The organism is Bradyrhizobium symbiodeficiens, assembly GCF_002266465.3.
In the GTDB taxonomy this organism is placed as follows: domain Bacteria; phylum Pseudomonadota; class Alphaproteobacteria; order Rhizobiales; family Xanthobacteraceae; genus Bradyrhizobium; species Bradyrhizobium symbiodeficiens.
On sequence record NZ_CP029427.2, the window covers coordinates 2,850,899 to 2,872,043 of the forward strand.

Genomic DNA, 21,145 nt, shown 5'->3' on the forward strand with positions numbered 1-21,145 from the left:
CTGCTCCCTGTCGCCGGACTCTTGTCGGTCCGTCGCCGCTTCAGCTTAAGCGGCTCTTGCGTTGCTCGCGACCTGCTTCAGGCCGAAATCGTAGTTGAGATGGAAATATTCGGTGTCCACCATGCGACCATCCGGCGCACGGCCGGCCGGGTGCCTGGCGAATTCGCGGATCAGGCTGTCCTTGACGCCGAACACCACGTCCGAGTCGAGATATTGGTCTCCTGCGACGAACACGTGGGTGACCAATTGCTCGAAACCCGGCGCGGAGATCATGAAATGCACATGAGCCGGACGCCAGGGGTGGCGGCCCTGCGCCTCCAGCATCTCACCGACGGGGCCGTCATGCGGGACGGGGTAGGCGGCCGGCTTGATCGACCAAAAATGGAATTTTCCATTGGCGTCCGTGTGGAAACGCGCACGCATCGCGAGATTGCCGATGTCGTCGAGCTGCTGCACGTCGTAATAGCCGTCATCGTCGGAATGCCAGACGTCCACGACGGCCCCCACCAGCGGCTTGCCGTCGACGGTGGAAACAGAGCCGGTGACCAGCATCGGATCGCCTTCCATCGGGCCGGAGATATCCGCGCCGCTGTCCTTCTCAGGAGCAGCCTGGACGAAGAACGGGCCAAGCACCGTGGTCTCGGTCGCGCCCTCCGGCACCGGATGGTTGATCGCATCGACCAGCATCGAGACGCCCAGCGTATCCGACAGCAGGATGAACTCCTGTCGCTGGTCGTCGCACATGTGGCCGGTGCGGGTCAGGAAATCGATGCCGAACTCCCATTCCTTCTGGGTCGGACGGATCTCGCGGACGAAGGCATGAAGGTGGCGCACCAGGGCTTCGCTGACCTGCTTGATGCGCGGATCGCTAGCGTCCTTGATCCGCTCCAGCACCGCGTCGGTGATCGTGGTCTCGTTGAAATTGCGCATGGGGGGCTCCGCCGATCAGAGTTTGGGCTCGCCGAGCCCGGACAGGTGTTCGAGGTGCTTGACGGTCGCGATGAAGTCCGTGTCGCCGTCGCCTTGTGCGACCAGCGAGCCGTAGGTCTCGCGCACCTGGGCGGCGAGTTGAAGCGGGACGCCGACGGCGTGGCCGGCGCCGAGGATGAGGTCGAGATCCTTGGCCATCTGCTTGCAGGAGAAAGTGGACTCGAAGTCGCGGTTGCGCAGCGGCGCAGTCTTGTACTTGACCATGGGCGAGGCCACCGCGCTGTCGTCGAGCACTTTCAGAATGTCCTGCCAGGCGATGCCGCCCTTGCGCGCCAACGCCAGGCTCTCGGCCATCATCGCCGCCGACACCGCGATCATCAGATTGACCGAGAGCTTTGCGTAACGCGCTTCCTCGGCCGGGCCGAGATAGGTCTGCGCACGAGTGAAGGCCGTAAACAGCGGCTTTGCGTTTTCGAAGGCGTCTTTCGGCCCCGAGACGAAGCAGGTCAAGGCGCCGGTATGAACGATGCTGGCATTGCCGGAGACCGGCGAGCGTAGATAGGCAATGCCGCGCGCCTGCGCGGCGGCCGCAACTTCAGTGGATGCTTCGACGCTCACCGTGCTGGTCTCGATCAGAACAGTTCCTGCCGCCATTGCCGCGACGAGGCCGGTAGGTCCGAGCAGCGCGCCGCGCAACGCGAGGTCGTCCGGCAGCGAGGTGATGACAGCAGCCTTGCCGCTCACGGCCTCAATCGGCGATGCCGCGATCAAAATGCCTTGCCCCCGCGCCTCGTTGATCCGCGCCGCGCTTTGGTCGAAGGCGGTGACGGTGTAGCCGGCCTTGGCGACAAGCACCGACATCGGCAAGCCCATCTTGCCGATCCCGATGAAAGCGATGTTTTTCGAGGTATCTGTCATTGTTGTTGTCCGTTGGCGCCCTTCAGGCGGCGCGCCCCTGTCGTTCGATGTCCTGCACCAGACGCCGGCCCGATTGCGCCAGCAATTCCTTCTTCGCCTCCAGTCCGTCGACCAGGAGTCGCCCGTTCCGCTTCTTCCAGGCGCCGCCGATCATCACGGCCTCGATATTGGCAAGGCTCGTCTGCATCAGGACGGTCGCGACGGGGTCGTGCACGGGGACGAGGTTGAGATCCGAGGCATTGATGACGACAAGGTCGGCAAGCTTGCCCGGCGTCAGCGATCCGATCTGGTCCTCGCGGCCGAGCATGCGGGCGCCTTCCGTCGTGATCCAGCGCAGCGCTTCGCGAACGGGGATCGTGGTGGTCGCGGGAATGGTTCCGGTCGTCTTGCGCGCCTCTGCATTGTCGAGCGCACGCTGCGTCGAGAGCGCAACGCGCGCGACGGTCAGGAGGTCTCCGGCCAGCACGGACTCCAGATCAATGCCGATCGTCGGCCGCACGCCGCGCTTGAGCAGCCGCCCGGTGATCGGAAAGCCGTGGCCCTGGATCATCTCGTTCTCCGGCGTGACCGAAAAGGACACGCCGAGTTGGACCATTCGGTCGAGCAGATCGTCGGGCAGATCGTTGCCATGGACGATGTTGATGCCGGTGCCGACGAGCCCGGCCTCGATCAACTTCTCCCAGCCGCCCTGCGTCTTGGCCGGGCCGCCGCCCTGATGCATCGATGCGATCAACTTCAGTTCGCGCGCCATGCGGAAATCGTGCATGGCGACGTCGAGCGTCGAATAATGCGGGCCGAGGATTGCAAGGCCGAGCGAAACAAGACCGTCGCGGTCGGCGAGGGCGCCCGCTAGTAGTCGTTCGACCTCGCGGCGCGGGTGCGGCACTTCCGAGAAATGGGGTTCGCCGGGTTTCGGTTCCGGCTTGGGCGAGCCGTGGAAAAAGGCGGCGCGGATGCCGCTCTCGATCAGGCCGCGCACCGCAGCATCGGTGTGATCCGGCGTCGGATTGTTGTGGCACCAGTCGACCAGTGTGGTGGTGCCGCAATTGATCTGGTTCAGCGCGCCGACCAGCGTGGCGATATGGATGTCGTCGGGCCGGAACACGGTCGCAAGCCCTGCATGCATGCGGCGGAAATATTCCAGCAGCGTCCAGTTGGCGGCATAGCCGCGCAAGCCCGTCTGCCAGGTGTGCATGTGCGCGTTGATCAGGCCCGGGATGACGATACGGCCCGTGCCGTCGACGATCTCCGTGTCGGCCGCCACGTCGATCGATGGCCGCACATCGACGATGCGGCTGCCCTCGATCAGCACATCGCCGGTGCCGAGGTCACCGATCGCGTCATCCATGGTGATGACAGTGGCGGATTTGATCAGCGTGCGCCGCATCGTTTCAAGCCGCCGCTTTGATGGCGGCCGGGGGCTCGCCGGCCCAGGCGCGCGCGATAAGGTCGCGGATGGCGCTGCGCTCGAGCGGGCGCGGATTCCAGTAGGCGTTGGTGACGGCAAGATCAGCCGCCTTGTCGATGCCGCTCTCGGGCATGCCGATATCGCGCAGCGCCGTCTTCGCACCCAGCCGCTCCGCAAGTTCGAAAAGGCCCTCCGATGCATCGGTCGCGCCGATCGCACGGGAGATTCGCGCCATCGCGTCAGGCACGGCCGGCGCGTTGTAGGCCAGCGCGTGCGGCAGCACGATGGTGTGGGTCTCTGCGTGCGGCAGGTCAAAGGTTCCGCCGAGCGTGTGGCAGAGCTTGTGATGCAGCGCCATGCCGACGGTGCCGAGGCAGACACCGCACAGCCAGGCGCCATAGAGCGCTTCAGTGCGGGCCTCGCGGTCGTCGCTTTTGACGGCAATGGCGGGTAGGGCGCGTGCCAGCGCGCGGATGGCTTCTTCCGCCATCAGCGACGTGACGGGATTGGTGTCGCGCGCATAAAGCGCTTCGACTGCGTGGGCGATGGCATTGATGCCCGATGTTGCGGCCAGACTTGCCGGCAGCGTCAGGGTGACGTCGACATCGTAGATCACGGTCTCCGGCAATATCGCCGCATCGCGCACCATGGTCTTCAGGCCGTTCTCGGTCTGGCCGACGATCGGCGTCATCTCCGAGCCGGCATAGGTGGTGGGAATGCAGAGCTGGTTGATTCCGGTGCGCAAGGCCAGCGCCTTGCCGAGACCCGTGGTCGAGCCGCCGCCGAGCGAGACGACGCAGTCGGCCTCGCATGCCTTCATCGCCGCGAGCGCGCGCTCGGTGACCTCGACCGGCGTGTGCATGGTGGCGCCGGCAAAGATGCCGGCATAGAGCGGGCCGAGCGTGGAACCGAGGCTCTTGCCCTGCGCTTCCTGCTGCGGCGTCGTCAGCACCAGCGCGCGCTTGCCCCCCAGCCGTTCCACCTCGGCCTTGGCGGAGCCAAGCGTTCCGCTGCCGAACACGACGCGGCAGGGCAGGCTTTCAAAGGTGAACGAACCGATCATGCGCCGGTCTCTTTGATGGGATAATCGACCTGGAAGCGCCCGATCCGCAAGTCGCCCAACGCTTCGCGGACGCGCAAATGTTCAGGGTGGGTTGCATAGGCCGAAAGCGCGGCCTGGTCGGTGAATTCGGAGAACAGCACCACGTCGCAGGCATAGTCGACAGCGCTGACGTCAACGCCAACCTCGATATGGGTGAGGCCGTCGATCCGGCCCTTGAGGCCCTCGAACAGGGTTTTGACCTTGATCCGGGCGGTGGCGCGCTCCTCAGGGGTCTCCCCGCGCAGCCGCCACATCACGATGTGCCTGATCGGGCCCGACATTTCCTGATTTCCTCGCCTGCTATCTTGCTTGTGTTGCGGCCATTTTGACTTGCGGGATACGGAAATAAAGGTCAATAATCGCAAGTCTCTTTTCCAGAAAGTGGAAAAATGGATCGGTTGCTGCAACTGGAAGTCTTCGCCAAGACGGCCGAGCTCGGCAGCCTGTCCAAGGCAGCCGAAGCCTTGCGCATGTCGAATGCGGCTGCGAGCCGCACCCTCAGCGCGCTCGAGGAGCGCCTCGCGGTCCGGCTGATCGAGCGCAACACCCGCCGGCTGTGGTTGACGGAAGCCGGGCAGGAGCTGTTGAACCGCTGCGGCCCCGTGCTGAGCGAATTGGCCGAAGCCGAGGACATCGTCAGCGATCGCGCGCTGTCACCGCAGGGTACGCTGCGCGTCACGAGCTCGCTGTCGTTTGCGGTGATTTATCTCGCGCCGATGCTACCGGCCTTCCGTGCGCGTTATCCGAAGCTCAACATGCAGATCACGACTGCCAACCGCTACCCTGATTTCATCGAGGCCGGCATCGACGTGGCGATCCGGACGCGCGAGCAGGAACCGGATTCGAACATCATCGTCCGCCGCATCGGCCAGATGCGCCGCGTGCTCGCGGCCGCACCATCCTATCTCGAAAGCTGCGCCGGGCCGGAGCAACCCGCCGATCTCGCGCGTCACAACATGCTGGTCTACAATCTCGCCAACGATCCCTATTCGCTGCGCTTGCGCAAAGGCCATGGCGCGCAGACCGTCCGCATCACGCCGACGCTCGACAGCAACGACGGTCAGGTCATCCGAGGCGCGGCGCTGGCGGGTCTCGGCATCCTCATCCAGCCTCTCTACATCGTGCAGAGCGACATCGCGGCGGGCCGTCTCGTTCCGGTCCTGATGGACTGGGAGCTGCCGCTGCTTACCATGAACATCGCCTATCAGAACCGCGCCGGCCTGCCCGCCAAGATCAGGGTATTTTCCGACTTCCTGGTCAGCCACATCCGCGAGCATTCTGAGCCGGGGATCTGGATCGACGCGGCGAAGTGAGCGGGAGAAGCTCAGGCGTAGCGATCGCGGCGGGCGAGCCAGGCGGGCAGGCCGTAGATCAAAGCGCCGAACGCGGGCTCGGTTGCGCAGATGAAACCGCCGATGGAAATTTGCTTGCGAGGGCGCGCATCTTGGGCTGCACGCGCGAGCCGTCGATCACCTCGAGCCGGCCGCAGCGGTTCAGGGTATGCAGCTTCCTGCCGGGCCATAGCGGTCCGGGCTTCAGCGTGTGGCGGACGATCTGCTTGAACGTCATCGGCGACAGTTCGACCACTTCCGCCAGCCCGAGCGCCGCGCCGTATCCGTCGGTACAGTTCTGCACCGGTCGCCACAGTCTGCCGTTCATGGTGATCAGATTCCCCGCCGGCCGCGTGCTGGCGCGGTCGATCAGGACCGGGTTGCTGGCATGGGGCACCCAAGGACCAAGGAGATGCTCGGCGTAATAGATCGCCAGCGAATCCGAATAACCGCCGGTTCCGTCTCGCCAGGCGCCGAACAGATAATGCAGGCCGTTGTGCTGCGTGATCGTCACGTCCGCAAGTTCGAGGCCTGACAGCAGCGTTGCATGCCGCTCCCATTTGTCCGGAAACCGGACGCATTTGTAGAGGGCGACGTCCCCGTGGGTTGAACTCTCCGGGATCATCCACAACTCGCCGCCGTCTTCGATCAGAAAGGGATAGGAGAGGTGCCAGGGCTCTTCCAGCACGGGCACCGCTTTTCCCGCTGGGCCGGCGTCATTGAACTCGATGGCGGAAATGATGCCCTTGCCGATACGATGATCGAGATCTTCGAAGAAGACGAATGTTCGTCCCTGCCACGTGACGGGAAAGGGATCGGCATAGAAGTGATTGCCGGGATCTCCAAGAACGTTCCAGCGCGGCCCGGACAGGTCACCGGTCTGCCAAATGCCTGCGCCGTCGTTGAAGCGCCACCCGATATGCCAATGCGGGGCGTAGCAGCAGAGGCGATAGATTTCCTTGGCGATCGAGACAGCAAGGCCGCGCGCGACATAGGCTGCGGGTCGTCGGCCCGCGCCGTTTGCGGTGGAACGCGCCAGCTGCGGCACAATGCGCGGCCGTCCCGACAGGATTGCCGCGACCATCGTGAGCGTTCGCGCCATGACGGTTTCGAGCGCGCCGCTCAAGCCGGCGGCAATTTCTCCGGATGGATGGCCGCTATCGACGAGCGAACCGTCGACCTCGTTGACGATGTCGATCACCGGCAGGTCGCCGGCGAGAATCGCGGCGAGGGCGGCGTTTTCGCCGGAAACTCCGTTGAACAGCGGACGGAGATATAGCTTTGCGGAGCTGTTCGGGTCGCGCGCACCATTGGTGAAGTCGACGATCACGTCGGCGGTCCCGGTCCGACCCTGCGTCGATTCCGGAACGACGTGCAGCCTGCTGGCGCCGCTGTGTTTGCCCTTGTGCAACACCACACGTTCCAGCTCGAACAGGGTGTCCAAGCCTGTGGGGCGCGGCTCCGCAGTCGCCGTCCACGCGATTTGAACCGGAATTTCCCGGCCGTCGATCAACAGCGTGTCGCGGCTCATCCACCGCCGCGCATGCTCACGTTCACAGCGAAACTCGATGATCATGTCGAGCCAATCTATTCCAACTTATCAGGTCAAATGACCTGGCTGAGAATCCGGACGTATTCCTCCACCATGGCATCTACCGAATAGCGCAGCCGCAGGCCTTTGGCGTTTTGTCGCAGATCGTCGCGTAAATGTTGGTCCGTCAGCAGCGTGGAGACGACTGCAGAGAGCTTCGCATGATCGGAAGCATCGACGAAAAGAGCCGTCGGCCTTCCTTCGTAGGACAGCACTTCGCGCAAGACGGGAAGGTCGGTGACGACGGAGGGAACACCGGCGTTCGCAGCCTCGACCGCGGCCAGACCGAAGGTCTCGGCCTGTGTCGGGAATACGAACACGTCGAGGCCGGCAAGAAAGTCCGCCATCCGTCTGGGGGGAATTTCCCCGAGCAGATGCAGCCTGTCCGACACCTTCAATTCATTCGCCAGCAGCTTCAGCCGGGCCTCGTCGGCACCCTGGCCGGCGAGCGCGAGATGCCAGGACGGTTGATCCGGCAACAGACGTATCGCCAGGTCGAGACGCTTGTGCGGATGCAGCCGCGCTGCGCAGCCAAGCAATATGCGATCCGGCGGCAGGTTGAACTTTTGTCGTGCAGCATCCTTCGACAGCGTAAGGGCCTTGTCATCGAAGCCGTGCGGGACATGCACCATGCGCGACCGGTAGGCTGCGGGATAGCGCGAATATTCGCGCTCCATGTCCTGCGAATTGAGCGTGATGCGGTCAAAGAAGCCGACGCTACCCATCACGATGTCGGCTGTGCGAACCGGCCAGCTCATCGACAATGCGGATGAAACCTGGTTGGCGACGACAGGTGCGCGGCTGACGAGGCGCGTCACGCCGCCGCCGATGACATTGCCGAAATGCTGAAAGGTCAGGACGGCGTCCGGCTTGACGGTGCTGATATGACGGCCGAGTGTCCACAGCATCCGCAGCAGGGCCATCGGATTGCCGGGGCGGCTCGGCGCGCAATAGAGCGTATCGGGCGGCTCGTCGAAGGAATCCGATTTGCGGAAGAAGAAGAGATTGGTGACGCGATAGCCGCGCTCGGTCAGCCCGGCGCCGAGCAGCCTGGAGATCTCCTGCGCACCGGCGTTCTCGGCCTGGGTCTGGGCGAGAAGCACGTGCAGCTTTCGTTCGCTGCCGTTCGACCGCGCGGGTGCCGTCGCGGTCGTCTCGCCCAATTCCTTGTTCGGCTGATAGTGGAGCACCGATCCCGACCCGCTAAAGAAACGAAATCTTCACCTTCTTAACTCCGTACCTATCATGCGGGCTTCGCGTGGACACCGACTAGCAACAAACGGAGTTAATGCCAGGCCTGGCCGTCGACATCGTTCCCGCAGCCATTTCACCGGTTCCCGGATGCGGCGTAGCGAGCACGTTAACTAACCGATCCTGCGCGGCCGGCGCGTGATCGCGAACCGCCGCGGGACGGTGTGATCGACGCCTAGTCGCTGGAGTCGGCGCCGCGCACTGCATAATTGCCTCGTTTCAAGGCGGAGAAGCGCAACAGCACGAGGATCGAGGGATCGACTCCTGTTCGCCGGCGGCAGAGGACGTTCAGGGCAATGGTCGCAAGCGCCAGCGACACGGTGGCCGAAATCGCCGCGCCAAGCAGGCCGAGCCAGGGAATGAGGATGAGAAACCCCACGAGCCGCAACGCGACGTTGGCGGCAACGACGGGAACATAGATTCGCTCATGGCCGGTCAGTTGCAGGATCGCAGCGGACGGGCCGCCTGCAGCCTGGATGGCCGTCCCGATTGCGAGCACGATCAAGACCGAGTGCTGTGTGGTGAAATGAGGTCCAAACAGGTTGAGGAGATAGGGGCCGCCGATCCAGATCGTGGCGAGCCCCGCGGCCACGCATAATGCGGTCACCTCCGCCATCAGCCGCAAGGTTCGCCCGAACTCCTGGTGGTTCTTGCTGAAATACAGCGACGGAAGCCGGCGGGCTCCGAACGTGTACAGCGCCGCAGACAGCATGGCGAAGATGTTGGCGAGGCGCGATGCGGCAAAGTAGATTCCGGCGGTCACCGGATCCAGCATCCAATACACCAGAATGACGTCGAAATACTGGTTCGCGGCCTCGAGGATGGACGCAAGCCAGAAGTGAAGGGCGCTCGAGCGCCAGCGGGACGTCTCGGAGCGCGCCGCCGTACCACGCAAATCCGGCAGCACGCGCGCGATCGAAACGATTTGCGCAATCAGGCCGGCCGACATGGCAATGGTCATCACCGCGAACAACTCGGCGGGATCGAGTTGCCGATGACCGAGCAGCATGGCGAGCAGAAACAGGACGACGATGACTCGCCAGAAGAACTCGCGATTTCCCTCGCCCATGAGAATGCTCACCAGCGAGCGGGCGACCTGACTGCCGAGCATCACGCCTGCACTCACGGCCGTGTAGGCCGCTACTGCAAGGATGAGCACCCACCAGTCGCCTCTCAGGCCAGCCACGATGGCAATGCCGAGGATGACAACCAGCATGGCAACGGAAGTGATCTTGACGCTGGATTGGAGGACGCCTTTGATGAGGTCCGGCCTGTCACCGACCTGATACTCGTTCAGGAACCGCACCAGCAACGATTCCTGACCGACCAGTCCCACGACGGCGGCGATCTGAGCGACCGAAAGCCAGGTCGCAAAGATGCCGAAGCCGTCGGGCGACATCGTTCGTGCCGCCAGCGAGAACACCGCAAATGCCAGCGCGCCGCTACCAACCTTGAGCAGGATGGTCCCGACGACCCCGCGCGTGACGTCGCGCCGCATGAGCTGGAGGATGGATTTGATCATGGAAGTCTAAGGAGCTGCTCTCTCCTGAAGAGACATGTTCCGATACCGGGGGCAACCTAGCATGCCGAAAAATCACGAGTGTTAATGCGAGGCATCCGGGATCTCGCCTGCGGCGTCGATATCGCGATGACGCCGGTTGCCTCACTGTGGAACATCACCGTTTCCATTGTCCCAAATAGTGCAAGGCGAGCTGAGACCGATTGAATAGCGCCGCGTCGACGGCCGGGGAATGGCGTGATCAGCCGCTTGAATGCGAAATGGCTCGCCGGGATCGACCGCAGAACCGCCGGAAGCCGGACTTTACGGAGAATTCCGAGCAAGAGGCGTGCCCGGTATCGTCTGGGCAGCCGGCTCTCCGCTTCATTAACCTCGATACCGAGAAATGATCGCGTTTGGTCCTGCGATGCGACATCAGGCCGGAGAATTGCACGTGCGACTTTGGTTGACCGTGGGAGCCTGGATCATGACGGCGGATGGAACTGTGGCCGAGCCGATCGACACAGCTGGTACTTCGACGATCGTTGCGGACATCGCAATCGTCGGCGGCGGCCTTGCAGGGTCGCTTGCGGCGGCCATGCTGGCGCGGGCAGGGCATCGCATCGCCCTGATCGAAAAGCGCGCGGTTCATCCGGACGAATTCCGGGTCGAAAAGATTGGCGGCCATCAACTGGAATTGTTGCGCAAGCTGGGCTTCCTCAACGCGCTCGAGAATGTCGCTTGCCGATATGATCAGGTGCTCAATATCCGGGAAGGCAAGGTGGTCGATGTCAGCGTCGGCCAGGCTTATGGATTTTCCTACGTCGATCTCGTTGCCATGGCGCGCAGCCAGATACCCGCTTCCTCCAACCTGATCGTCGACGAGGCCACTGCGATCAGTGGTGGCGGCGACGTCCAGCATCTCGAGCTGGCTTCCGGACGGCGCGTGACTGCGCGCCTCGTCGTTCTCGCCACGGGCATGGCCGCGGCTCTCGGCTATAAACTCGGTATCAAGCGGCGGATTCTGGCCGAGCGCCATTCGGTGTCGTTCGGTTTCACGATTGCCCGTCAGGATGGTCGCCCGTTCGATTTCGAAGCGCTGACCTGCTATGGCGAGCGCACGGCTGACGGCATCGACTATCTCAGCCTGTTTCCGGTACGCGCCGGCATGCGGGCCAATCTCTTCATGTTCCGCGACCCGACCGATCCGATCATGCGCGAGCTGCGTCGCGAGCCGGAAGCGACGGCCCTGCGTCTGCTGCCGGGATTGCGGACCTATCTCGGCGATTTCCGCGTCATCGACCGGGTCCAGAACTGGGTGATGGATCTGACCGTTGTCGAAGGACACCTCCAACCCGGCATCGTGCTCATCGGCGATGCGTTCCAGACCAATTGTCCCGCGGCGGGGACGGGCGTCGCGCGCCTGCTGGTGGATGTCGATCGTCTGTGCACGGAATATGCGCCGAAATGGTTCGCGACCCCCGGCATGGGCCTGGAGAAGATCTCGCAGTTCTATTCCGATCGCGACAAGATCGCGGCGGATCAGCGGTCCCTCAAGATGGCGCGCTTCCGCCAGGCCCTGACGTCACGCAACGATATCGGCTGGGACGTTCGGCGCCGGTTGCACTTCCTGCGGCGCAGCCTGGCACACCGCATCGATCAAATGCATCCGGGCTGGATTGGATGGGTTCGCGGCGCCCTGCGCGCCTGAGTTCCGCGGCCTTTCGCCTGCCGTCTTTCAGCGCGTGGGCGTTGGGGTGCGGGCGGGCAGGAGCCGCAAATCCGATAGCCGCTTGGCCGCCAGCTTCAGCCAGGGAGCCTGCTTCAGCGCGAACAGGGCGATGGCGCCTGCGGTGCTGCCGGCTTTCGTGATCGCCCACATCGGAGAGGGCTGTCCGCCGAACAATTTCTTGTATGGCTCGTCACCAATGGTGAAATCGAGCATCTGATCGCCGCGCTCGATACAATCCCGCGCCACCTGCTCGAACATCAGCGCGCCCAAGGATTGGCTCTTGTATCCGGCAATATCGAAGGCGCTCATGATGATGAGGAAGCTGCCTCGATGGCAGAGGCCGAGCACGGCGGCGATCACCTCGCCGTCCATCTTCATGGCATAGAGGCGCACAAAGGCGCCGAGCCCACGAAGGGCCACGTCTGAATAGAAGCCGAAATACTCGGGACGCTGGAGCAGATCTCCGTCGCCTTGCGCCTGAAAGCGTGGACCGCGAAGCTTCCTCATCACATCCAGGGCTTCGAGCACGGAGGCGTTGTCGTTGCAGCATGAGAAGCTCAGCGCGCCCTTCTTCTGCAGCTGACGATATTTCTTTGCGAGCTCCTTCTGATAGGAACGATCGATCGCACTGGTCCGCCATTGCTCGAACGGCGCGACGAGAACCGTCGCGTAGGCGTTGGTGTCCATCGATACGCGGCGCGACGCGGCCAGGAGGTTCTCGATCGGAAGCCGCCCGTCGGGCAGCTTGGCCATGCGGAGCAGATCGAAAGGTCGAACGAGGCGCCGAATCTCGGCGCATGCGTCCGCGTCGTCGAGCAGTTGCGAAAACACTTCCTGGTTGCAAACCGGCGCCAGATAATCGGAGACGCGGAGGTCGGCGAATTCGACGGTCCGGATCGGACCGCGCCGGATCCGGAGCAAGGGCAGCACCATCGCAAGGGCGCCCGTCGCGCGGTGGCGGACCACGACGACCAGAGGTGTCGCACCCGCATCCGAAGCGAGCCTGGTGTAGAGGCTATGCAGCCAGATCGGATGCTGGAACGCCGTGGCGGCCGAGCGATCGAACAGCTCGGCATATTCCGGAGACAGAAAGTCGAACGCCTGCTCGATGACGATGTCGAAACTGTTGGTGAGCTTGTTCATGCGCAATCAGGGAAACCGGATAATTCGCGAAGTCGATCGAGCCGCGGCTACGCTTTATAGCAGGGTCGTTACGGGCTAGACACCGGCGGCGTTCGAACTGCATTAACGCGCTCAAGCACGTTCGTATCGTTACCAAATTCTTAAATCCCGGAGCCTTTTGGACCTGGTCCCAGGATGAGATCGTGCAGAAGCGGCCTGATGTTGGACGAGGCTCGGGGCTGCTGAAGTTCACTCGCTCCAACGAAACCGACAGCCGGCAGAGACATCCGTCGTTCGCGGCGGCAAGAGCCGATGCCCTCGACCGGGCGCGGGCCTCTTGGCAGGTCTGCTCGCAGCTTTCGACGGCGCACGTCCGGTCTGGAAGGCGGGCGTCCGGCGTTCCCTGCGGTCTCCGCCGCATCGAGACAGCGGGCGCAGTTCGGCTGCATAGTTTTGCTGCATCACGATAAGAATCGCGGCAGTTTCCGCTGCAATAACGCGCTTGACTTCGTAACTGATCTCAACGACCGTATCATGCAGGCGTTGGGCAGTTCGGCCCGTCAACGCAGCGAGCTTCAATCATTTCCAACATCACGCTGATGGCGTGCTCGGTTGGCGGCGAGGGCGCCCTCGGCTTAACAGCCGGTGGGCGCCTTTTTATTTTGGAACGAGTGATGGCGCGGACGAACTATCGGATCGGCGTGATGCTATCGACGACGGGGTCCTACAGCGTCGTTGCGCGCTCGATGTTGAACGGTGCGCTGCTCGCCTTTCGCGAGATCAATGCAGGGCGTGACGACATTGCGCTGGAGCCGGTCGTGGTCAACCCGTCCGGCGACCTTGCGAGCTATCGTTCGCTCAGCCTCGAGCTGCTCGGTTCCGGTGTTCGGCATGTGGTCGGCTGCTACACCTCGTCGAGCCGCAAGGAGGTGATCCCCTGCTTCGAGAAGTTCGACGGACTGTTGTGGTATCCGTCTCACTACGAGGGATTCGAGAGCTCCGACAACGTGATCTATACCGGCGCCGCGCCGAACCAGCACGTGCTGCCGCTCGTCGATTATTTGGCATCGCGCGTCGGCTCGCGCGCCTTCTGCGTCGGCTCCAATTACATCTGGGCGTGGGAAAACAATCGCATCTTCCGGGAGGCGCTCGCAGCGCGCGGCGGTACCGTGCTTGCCGAGCGCTATCTGTCGGTCGGGGACACCGAGGTCGACCAGGTGATTGCGGCGATCATCGATCAGCGTCCGGACTTCGTCTTCAACAACCTGATCGGCACCAGCGCTTATGCCTTCTTCCGTGCGTTTCGCGCCGCCTGCCGTGCGCGCGGCATCGACCAGGCGGCTGAAATCCCGGTCGCGAGCTGCACGCTGTCGGAGCCGGAATTGCCGGAAATCGGCCCGGATGCCGTCGATGGACATCTGTCATCGAGTGTCTATTTCTCCTCGCTCAATTCGGCGGAGAACGGCGCCTTCATTCGTGCCTACACCACGTCTTTTCCGGATGGACCGGTCTCGTCGGCTGACGCCGAAGCGTCCTACATCGCCGTCAAGCTGCTCGGCGCGGCCCTCTCGCAAGCCGGCACCGACGACGCCCGCACGGTACGTGCCGCCGTGGCCGATCAGCGGCTGTGCGCTCCGCAAGGCGAGGTCCGCATCGACCGCCAGACCTTCCACGCCTGGCTGACGCCCCGGATCGGCCGGTCGACCGTCAGCGGGCAATTCGAAGTGTTGCTGGAATCGCGCGAGCCGATCGCGCCAGATCCCTATCTCGTTCAGTCGTCGCCGCGCTTCGCCGGCGCAATGCGCTCTCCGCTTTTGAAGGTGGTGCAATCATGAGCTCTCGACTGCTACAGAACTTCAAGGGCGGCCGTGCCATCGTCGTGACCCGGCGGGGCGGATGGGAGAGCGCGCTGGAAACGACGCTAGCCAAGCTCGGCGTCTCCACCGAATATCCGGAGATCATCGACGGCCGTGCGCAGATTGACGTCGCCGGCCTTCAGGCCGAGCGGGACATCCTGTTCATCGACGGCGATCTCGAAGGCGCGGTCGCAATCGAGGTCGATCCCGGCTCGCGCTTGCCGCCGGTGCCGGTGATCGGCCTCGTCGGCGTCGAGGCGCCGAGCCGGCTCAAGGCGCTCGTCAACCTCGGCGCGACCTCGTTCCTGCGTAAGCCGGTGCATGGCGGCGCCGTCTATACGTCCCTGTTCATGGGCATCAACCAGTTCCTGCTGCGCGCCGAGATGTATGAACGCCTGCAAGACCTCGAGGAACGCCGCCGCGGTCGGCGCGCGGTGATCCGGGCGGTCATCCTGCTGATGCGGCAAGACGGCCTCGACGAGGAGGGAGCCTATTCCCAGCTCCGTCGCGACAGCATGCGCGCGCGGCAGAACATGGAACTCTATTGCGAGGAGTTTATGAGCAAGCGGGCGAAGCCGCCCGATACGTCCGGCCGCACAACCGGCATCACGCTGCAAGGCGGCAACAAGCAGGCCATCTAGGAGAAGCAAAATGAGCAAGTCTGTATTGCGGGGGCTGCGTGCCGCAGCCCTCACGGGGACGCTTGTCCTCGGATCATCTCTGGCACACGCGGCGGAAAATCCGATCAAGCTCGGCGTGCTTGAAGATCAGTCCGGCGATTTTGCCGCCGCGACGATCGGCAAGGTCCACGCCATCCAGCTCGCCACCGAGGAGATCAACAAGGCCGGCGGCATCATGGGGCGGCCGATCGAGCTCGTCGCTTACGACACGCAATCCGACAACACGCGCTACCAGGAGTTCATGCGGCGCGTCCTCCAGCGCGACAAGGTCGACGTCGTGTTCGCGGGCTTCTCCTCGGCCTCGCGCGAGGCGTACCGTCCGATCGTCGACCAGTTCAACGGCTTCGCTTTCTACAATAACCAGTACGAAGGCGGTGTCTGCGACGGCCACATGATCGTGACAGGGGCGGTGCCCGAGCAGCAGTTCTCCACGCTCATCCCCTACATGATGGAGAAGTACGGCAAGAACGTCTACACGCTCGCAGCCGATTATAATTTCGGTCAGATCTCGGCGGAATGGGTGCGCAAGATCGTCAAGGAGAACGGCGGCAAAATGGCCGGCGAGGAGTTCATCCCGCTCGGCGTGTCGCAATTCTCCCAGAGCATCCAGAACATCCAGAAGGCCAAGCCCGACTTCGTTGTCACCCTGCTGGTCGGCACCGCGCAGGCCTCCTATTACGAGCAGGCGGCCTCCGCCAACGTCAACCTGCCCATGGCCTCGTCGGTCAACGTCGGCCAGGGCTACGAGCACAAGCGCTTCAAGCCGCCGAGCCTGAAGGACATGTACGTCACCACCAACTACATCGAGGAGATCGACTCGCCGAAGAGCAAGGAGTTCTACGCCAAGTTCAAGGCGAAGTTCCCGAGCGAGCCCTATGTCAACCAGGAGGCGGAGAACTCCTATCTCGCCGTCTATCTCTACAAGCAGATGGTGGAGCGTGCGAAGTCGACCAAGCGCGAGGACATCCGCAAGGTGATCGCGCTCGGCGACGTCTGCATGGATGCGCCGGAGGGCAAGGTCTGCGTCGACCCGAAGAGCCAGCACATGTCGCATACGATCTATCTCGCCAAGGTCGGCGCCGATCACTCGATCTCCTTCCCGAAGGTCTGGGAGGACATCAAGCCGTACTGGCTGGGTGACGCGGGCTGCGATCTCACCAAGAAGGATCCGATGGCCCAGTACACGCCGTCGAATCCGCCGCCGAAACCCTGACCGGCGGCTGATCGTCCCGGCCTGAGTTGCAGGTCGGGACGATCACGATTGGCTGCGACGGCAACATCGCGTATCTCTCTATCCTGGTTGGTTCATGGACATCGCGACCCTCGTATTCTCGGCACTTTATCAGTTTGGCGACGCCTTCGCGTTCCTGGTGCTCTCAGCCTGCGGGCTCGCGGTGATCTTCGGCATGATGGGCGTGATCAACCTCGCCCATGGCGAGTTCATCATGTGCGGCGCCTATGTGACGGCCGCCACCGTGCATGCCGGCTTGCCGTTGCCGTTGGGGATCCTGGCTGGAACGATCGTGTCCGCGCTGGTCGGCGTGCTGGTCGAGCTCGTGGTCATCCGCCATCTCTACGACCGGCCGCTTGACACGATCGTTGCAACCTGGGGCCTCAGCCTGATCGCGACGCAGGGCACGTTGATCATGGTCGGCTCGACCATGGCCGGGGTCGGCACGCCGTTCGGCAGTTTCCAGGTCGGCGCGTACTCCTATTCGATCTATCGCATCGTGCTGTTCTGCGCTGCGCTTGGTGTGCTGGCAGGGCTGTATGCCCTCTTCAACTGGACGCGCTTCGGCGTGCTCGCGCGGGCCACGATCCAGGTGCCACATATGGCGGCGGCGCTCGGCGTCGATACGCGGCTCGTCTACAGCCTCACCTTTGCCTGCGGGGCAGGGCTCGCCGGCCTTGCCGGCGGCCTCTACGCGCCGACCATGACGCTGGTGCCGACCATGGGCGCGACCTTCATCATGGAGGCTTTCGTCACCGTCGTGATCGGCGGGGCCGACGTCTTCCTCGGGACGGCGCCCGCGGGCGCCGTGCTTGCGGTGGTGAAGTCGGTCATGACGTCGTGGCAGGGACAATTATTCGGCCAGATCGGGCTTCTGGTCGCCGTCATCATTGTCGTCCGGGTGCTGCCAAAGGGCATCTCCGGCTTCGTGCTGCGCGAACGCACCTGACGGAGTGATGGTCTCGTGACTGCTCTCGTTTCCCTTTTTCGCCGTCTCGAAGGCCCGCAAACCGTGGGTCGCGGTCGGGCCTTCTGGAGCCTGTTTGCCATCGTGCTTGCGATCGCGCTTGCCTATCCGCTATTCAGCGATGGCTACACGGTCGGCAACACCGTCTACTTCTTCGTCTGGGTGTTCATCGCACTCAGCCTGTGCCTGATCTGGGGCTATGGCGGCTCGCTGTCCTTCGGGCAGACCGCGTTCTTTGGGATCGCCGGTTATGGCTACGGCGTCCTCACTCTCAATTTTGGCTCGGCCTATGGTTTCACGCTGGTCGCGTTTGTCGCTGCGATCGCGATCGCGGCGCTGTTCGCGGTCCTGCTCGGCTATTTCATGTTCTTCGGCCGCATCGCCGGCGTCTTCCTCGGCATCGTCACGCTCGCCGTGACGCTGATGCTGGAGCGCTTCATGGCGCAGACCGCGGGGCCGGAATGGCACATCGGCAGCGCGCGACTGAACGGCTTCAACGGCATGAGCGCGATGCCGCCTTTGACCATCCCCTGGCCGGGCGAGCCGATCGTGCTGTTTGCCGACATCGGCCTCTATTACTTCGTGCTCGGTCTTCTCATCTTCGTCTATCTGGGCCTGCGCATTCTGATGAACTCGTCGTTCGGCAACGTCATCGTCGCGATCCGCGAGAATCCTGAACGCGCGGAGATGCTGGGCTACGACATCCGCAAGTACCAGCTCATCACCTTCGTCATCGGCGCAGCGCTCGCGGGGATATCGGGAGTGCTCTACACGGCGTGGGGTCAATACATCACGCCGTCGAGCATGGGCATGACGGCGGCGGCGCTGCCGCTGATCTGGGTCGCGGTCGGTGGCCGCAGCGACCTGACCTCGACCGTGGTCGGCACGCTGGTGGTGCTCGCTGCGTTCCAGGCGCTGACGATCTATGGCAGCCAGTATGCGCTGGTGTTCATGGGCGTGCTGCTGGTGCTCACGGTGCTGATCGCCCCGAACGGCCTCGTGCTCGGTGCGATGAATTGGCTCGGCAAGCTCGCCGCCCGCCTGACGCAGAGGGCCGGCTGATGTCGCTGCTCGAACTGCGCAAGCTGAACAAGCATTTCGGCGGGTTGCACGTCACCAACGCCGTCGACCTCACGCTCCAGCCCGGCGAAATCCATTGCCTGATCGGTCCGAACGGCGCCGGCAAGAGCACGCTGTTCCGCCTGATCTTGGGTGAGCATCATCCCGGCAGCGGCGAAATTCTCTTCGCGGGGGAGAACATCACCTCCCTGAAATCCTTTGCGCGAATTCATCGCGGCCTTTCCGTCAAATTCCAGGTGCCCGGCGTATTCAAGGGTCTGTCTGTCCGCCAGAACCTCGAGATCGCACTTCAGAGCCGTCATCGCGGCGCCGAGCTCGAAGCGGAGATCGACCGGCTGCTCGCCTTCCTCGGGCTCCAGTCCGAGCAGGCCCAGGTTGCGGGCAATCTCAGCCATGGCCAGAAGCAATGGCTCGAGATCGGCATGGCGATCAGCCTGAAGCCGCGCCTGCTGCTGCTGGACGAGCCGACGGCCGGCATGTCGCCGGAGGAGACCCATCTGACCGGAGAGATGGTCCAGCGGCTCAATGCGGACGGCATGACGGTGCTCGCGATCGAGCATGACATGACCTTCGTCCGCCAGGTCGCACAGCGCGTGACCGTGTTGCATCTCGGCCAGGTCTTCGCGCAGGGCTCGATCGACGAGATCGTGGCGGATGAGCGTGTGGCGGCGATTTATCTGGGGCAGGCCCATGCTTGATGTGCCACGCAGGGAAGTGATCCTCTCGACGCTGGCTCTGCGCGCCGGCTATGGCGGCAAGCCCGTGCTCCAAGGCCTCGAGATCGAAGTGCGGGAAGGCGAGATCGTCGCCGTCATCGGACGAAACGGCGTCGGCAAATCCACGCTGATGAAGAGCCTGATCGGGCTCGTGCCGGCGATGAGCGGCTCGATCGTCTATCGCGGCGAAGCGGTGGATTCCCTGCCGGCGCACAAGCGGGCCCGCCTCGGCATGGGCTATGTGCCGCAGGGACGCGACGTGTTTCCACGGCTGACCGTCGGCGAGAACGTCGCGGTCGGCGCCGCAATCAAGGGCGGCGGCATTCCCGAAGCGGGCCGACGCAGGATCGTCGAGGCGTTTCCGATCCTCGCCGAACGCTGGCACCAGCGCGCCGGCACCCTGTCGGGCGGCCAGCAGCAGCAACTCGCGATCGGACGAGTCTTGATCGCGAACCCCAATCTCATCCTGCTCGATGAGCCGTCGGAAGGTATCCAGCCCAACATCGTCCAGGATATCGCGCGCAACATGGTCGACCTCAACCGCAGCACGGGTGTGACCATCATTCTGGTCGAGCAGAATCTCGACATGATCCGCGCCATGGCGCAGCGTTGCTACGTCATGGACAAGGGCCGCATCGTCGCAAATCTCGATCGCGCAGCGCTCGACGACGAAGTGGAGATGCGGCGCCATCTCGCCGTTTGAAAGCTGGCCCACGACAGAAGGAGAAAAGAAGATGTCCTGGCACAAAGATTCGATCATGGCTCGCAAGGGCGTGGCCAAGGGAGAGCGCGGCACCTCGTATACGATCACCGAAAGCGAGCAGGGCAAGTATCACTATGTCTACGGCCCCTATGTGAACCCGGTGCTGACCGTGGATCCGGGAGCGGTCGTCGCCGCCGAGACCCACGACGCGTTCGAGGGCGCCATCAAGCACGAAACCGACAGCCCGTCGAAGATTCTCAACTTTCCGTTCCTCAATCCGCAGAATGGCCCGATCCATGTCAACGGCGCCGAGAAGGGCGACACGCTCGCGGTCTATATCGAGAGCATCGTACCGCGCGGGCCGCAGCCCTGCGGCACCACCGTGGTCATGCCGGACTTCGGCGGCCTCGTCAGCACGGGGCAGACCGCGCTGCTCAACCCGGCGCTGCCCGAACGGGTCAAGAAGCTGGTGATCGACGCCAAGACCGGCACCAAATGGAACGACAAGATCACGCTGCCCTATGAGCCGTTCATCGGCACGATCGGAACGTCGCCGGAGATCGAGGCGATCTCCTCGCTCGTCCCTGATTATTACGGAGGCAACATGGACCTGCCGGACGTCGGCGTCGGTGCCATCGTCTATCTGCCGGTCAACACCAAGGGCGCGCTGCTCTATCTCGGCGATTGCCATGCCGCGCAGGGGGACGGCGAGCTCTGCGGCGTTGCGATCGAGCATCCAACCGTGACCACGGTCCAGGTCGATCTCATCAAAGGCTGGACGATCGCCTGGCCACGGCTCGAGACCAAGGACTTCATCATGACCATCGGCTCGGCCCGGCCGATGGAGGATGCCGCGCGCATCGCCTATCGCGAGTTGTGCCGCTGGATGGCGGCGGACTACGGCTTTGACGAGATCGACGCCTACATGCTGCTGACCCAGGCCGGACGCATGCGAGTCGGCAATATGGTGGACCCGAAATATACGCTCGGCGCCTCCATCAAGAAGTCCTATCTCGTTTGAGGTCAGCC

19 protein-coding genes are annotated in these 21,145 nt (G+C 63.5%); 10 read left to right on the plus strand and 9 right to left on the minus strand.

Annotation, left to right across the window (positions count from 1 at the left end; genetic code table 11):
- Positions 1-45: 45 nt before the first annotated feature.
- From CIT39_RS12965 to CIT39_RS12985, 5 genes are read right to left on the minus strand one after another with little or no spacing between them, the layout of a single operon-like run.
- Entirely contained in the window at positions 46-930 is an 885-nt protein-coding gene (locus CIT39_RS12965; RefSeq protein WP_094974941.1) for an intradiol ring-cleavage dioxygenase, read from the minus strand.
- Positions 931-945: 15 nt separating this feature from the next.
- Positions 946-1,848 (minus strand): NAD(P)-dependent oxidoreductase, encoded by a 903-nt coding sequence (locus tag CIT39_RS12970; protein ID WP_094974940.1) that lies wholly within the window; start codon positions 1,846-1,848, stop codon positions 946-948.
- A gap of 22 nt (positions 1,849-1,870) precedes the next feature.
- A complete protein-coding gene (locus CIT39_RS12975) occupies positions 1,871-3,235 on the minus strand; it encodes an amidohydrolase family protein (protein ID WP_094974939.1) in 1,365 nt (454 codons plus the stop codon).
- A 4-nt stretch (positions 3,236-3,239) separates the two neighbouring features.
- The gene (locus CIT39_RS12980; RefSeq protein WP_094974938.1) at positions 3,240-4,319 is read right to left on the minus strand and encodes a maleylacetate reductase; all 1,080 of its coding nucleotides are present in this window, start codon (positions 4,317-4,319) and stop codon (positions 3,240-3,242) included.
- A complete protein-coding gene (locus tag CIT39_RS12985) occupies positions 4,316-4,639 on the minus strand; it encodes a Dabb family protein (protein ID WP_094974937.1) in 324 nt (107 codons plus the stop codon). Before CIT39_RS12985 ends, CIT39_RS12980 begins: the two co-directional genes overlap by 4 nt.
- A gap of 108 nt (positions 4,640-4,747) precedes the next feature.
- Between CIT39_RS12985 and CIT39_RS12990 the strand changes: the two genes are divergently transcribed.
- Complete coding sequence (locus CIT39_RS12990; RefSeq protein WP_094974936.1) at positions 4,748-5,671, plus strand: LysR family transcriptional regulator; 924 nt, start codon at positions 4,748-4,750, stop codon at positions 5,669-5,671.
- A gap of 58 nt (positions 5,672-5,729) precedes the next feature.
- Here the strand turns inward: CIT39_RS12990 and CIT39_RS12995 are convergent, their stop codons facing one another.
- From CIT39_RS12995 to CIT39_RS13005, 3 genes are all read right to left on the minus strand, one after another.
- Positions 5,730-7,265, minus strand: coding sequence for a glucosamine inositolphosphorylceramide transferase family protein (locus CIT39_RS12995; protein WP_094974935.1), 1,536 nt, complete (start codon positions 7,263-7,265; stop codon positions 5,730-5,732).
- Between the two features lie 29 nt (positions 7,266-7,294).
- A complete protein-coding gene (locus CIT39_RS13000) occupies positions 7,295-8,470 on the minus strand; it encodes a glycosyltransferase family 4 protein (protein ID WP_094974934.1) in 1,176 nt (391 codons plus the stop codon).
- Positions 8,471-8,706: 236 nt separating this feature from the next.
- Positions 8,707-10,053 carry a lipopolysaccharide biosynthesis protein gene (locus CIT39_RS13005; protein WP_094974933.1) on the minus strand — a complete coding sequence of 449 codons (1,347 nt, stop codon included), beginning with the start codon at positions 10,051-10,053 and terminating at the stop codon, positions 8,707-8,709.
- A gap of 463 nt (positions 10,054-10,516) precedes the next feature.
- Between CIT39_RS13005 and CIT39_RS13010 the strand changes: the two genes are divergently transcribed.
- Complete coding sequence (locus tag CIT39_RS13010; protein ID WP_162308882.1) at positions 10,517-11,740, plus strand: FAD-dependent oxidoreductase; 1,224 nt, start codon at positions 10,517-10,519, stop codon at positions 11,738-11,740.
- 27 nt (positions 11,741-11,767) lie between these two features.
- Here the strand turns inward: CIT39_RS13010 and CIT39_RS13015 are convergent, their stop codons facing one another.
- A complete protein-coding gene (locus CIT39_RS13015; RefSeq protein WP_094974932.1) occupies positions 11,768-12,904 on the minus strand; it encodes a GNAT family N-acetyltransferase in 1,137 nt (378 codons plus the stop codon).
- A 653-nt stretch (positions 12,905-13,557) separates the two neighbouring features.
- Between CIT39_RS13015 and CIT39_RS13020 the strand changes: the two genes are divergently transcribed.
- From CIT39_RS13020 to CIT39_RS13055, 8 genes are all read left to right on the plus strand, one after another.
- Entirely contained in the window at positions 13,558-14,718 is a 1,161-nt protein-coding gene (locus CIT39_RS13020; RefSeq protein ID WP_094974931.1) for a transporter substrate-binding domain-containing protein, read from the plus strand.
- A complete protein-coding gene (locus CIT39_RS13025) occupies positions 14,715-15,380 on the plus strand; it encodes an ANTAR domain-containing response regulator (protein WP_094974930.1) in 666 nt (221 codons plus the stop codon). Before CIT39_RS13020 ends, CIT39_RS13025 begins: the two co-directional genes overlap by 4 nt.
- 10 nt (positions 15,381-15,390) lie before the next feature.
- Positions 15,391-16,632, plus strand: a complete 1,242-nt coding sequence (locus CIT39_RS13030; protein WP_094974929.1) for an urea ABC transporter substrate-binding protein — start codon at positions 15,391-15,393, stop codon at positions 16,630-16,632.
- Between the two features lie 94 nt (positions 16,633-16,726).
- Entirely contained in the window at positions 16,727-17,599 is an 873-nt protein-coding gene (locus tag CIT39_RS13035; protein ID WP_094974928.1) for an ABC transporter permease subunit, read from the plus strand.
- 15 nt (positions 17,600-17,614) lie between these two features.
- Positions 17,615-18,679 carry a branched-chain amino acid ABC transporter permease gene (locus CIT39_RS13040; protein WP_094974927.1) on the plus strand — a complete coding sequence of 355 codons (1,065 nt, stop codon included), beginning with the start codon at positions 17,615-17,617 and terminating at the stop codon, positions 18,677-18,679.
- Positions 18,679-19,395 (plus strand): ABC transporter ATP-binding protein, encoded by a 717-nt coding sequence (locus CIT39_RS13045; RefSeq protein ID WP_094974926.1) that lies wholly within the window; start codon positions 18,679-18,681, stop codon positions 19,393-19,395. Before CIT39_RS13040 ends, CIT39_RS13045 begins: the two co-directional genes overlap by 1 nt.
- On the plus strand, positions 19,388-20,116 hold the full coding sequence (locus tag CIT39_RS13050; RefSeq protein ID WP_094974925.1) for an ABC transporter ATP-binding protein: 729 nt from the start codon (positions 19,388-19,390) through the stop codon (positions 20,114-20,116). Before CIT39_RS13045 ends, CIT39_RS13050 begins: the two co-directional genes overlap by 8 nt.
- Positions 20,117-20,147: 31 nt before the next feature.
- A complete protein-coding gene (locus tag CIT39_RS13055) occupies positions 20,148-21,137 on the plus strand; it encodes an acetamidase/formamidase family protein (protein ID WP_094974924.1) in 990 nt (329 codons plus the stop codon).
- Positions 21,138-21,145 lie beyond the last annotated feature (8 nt).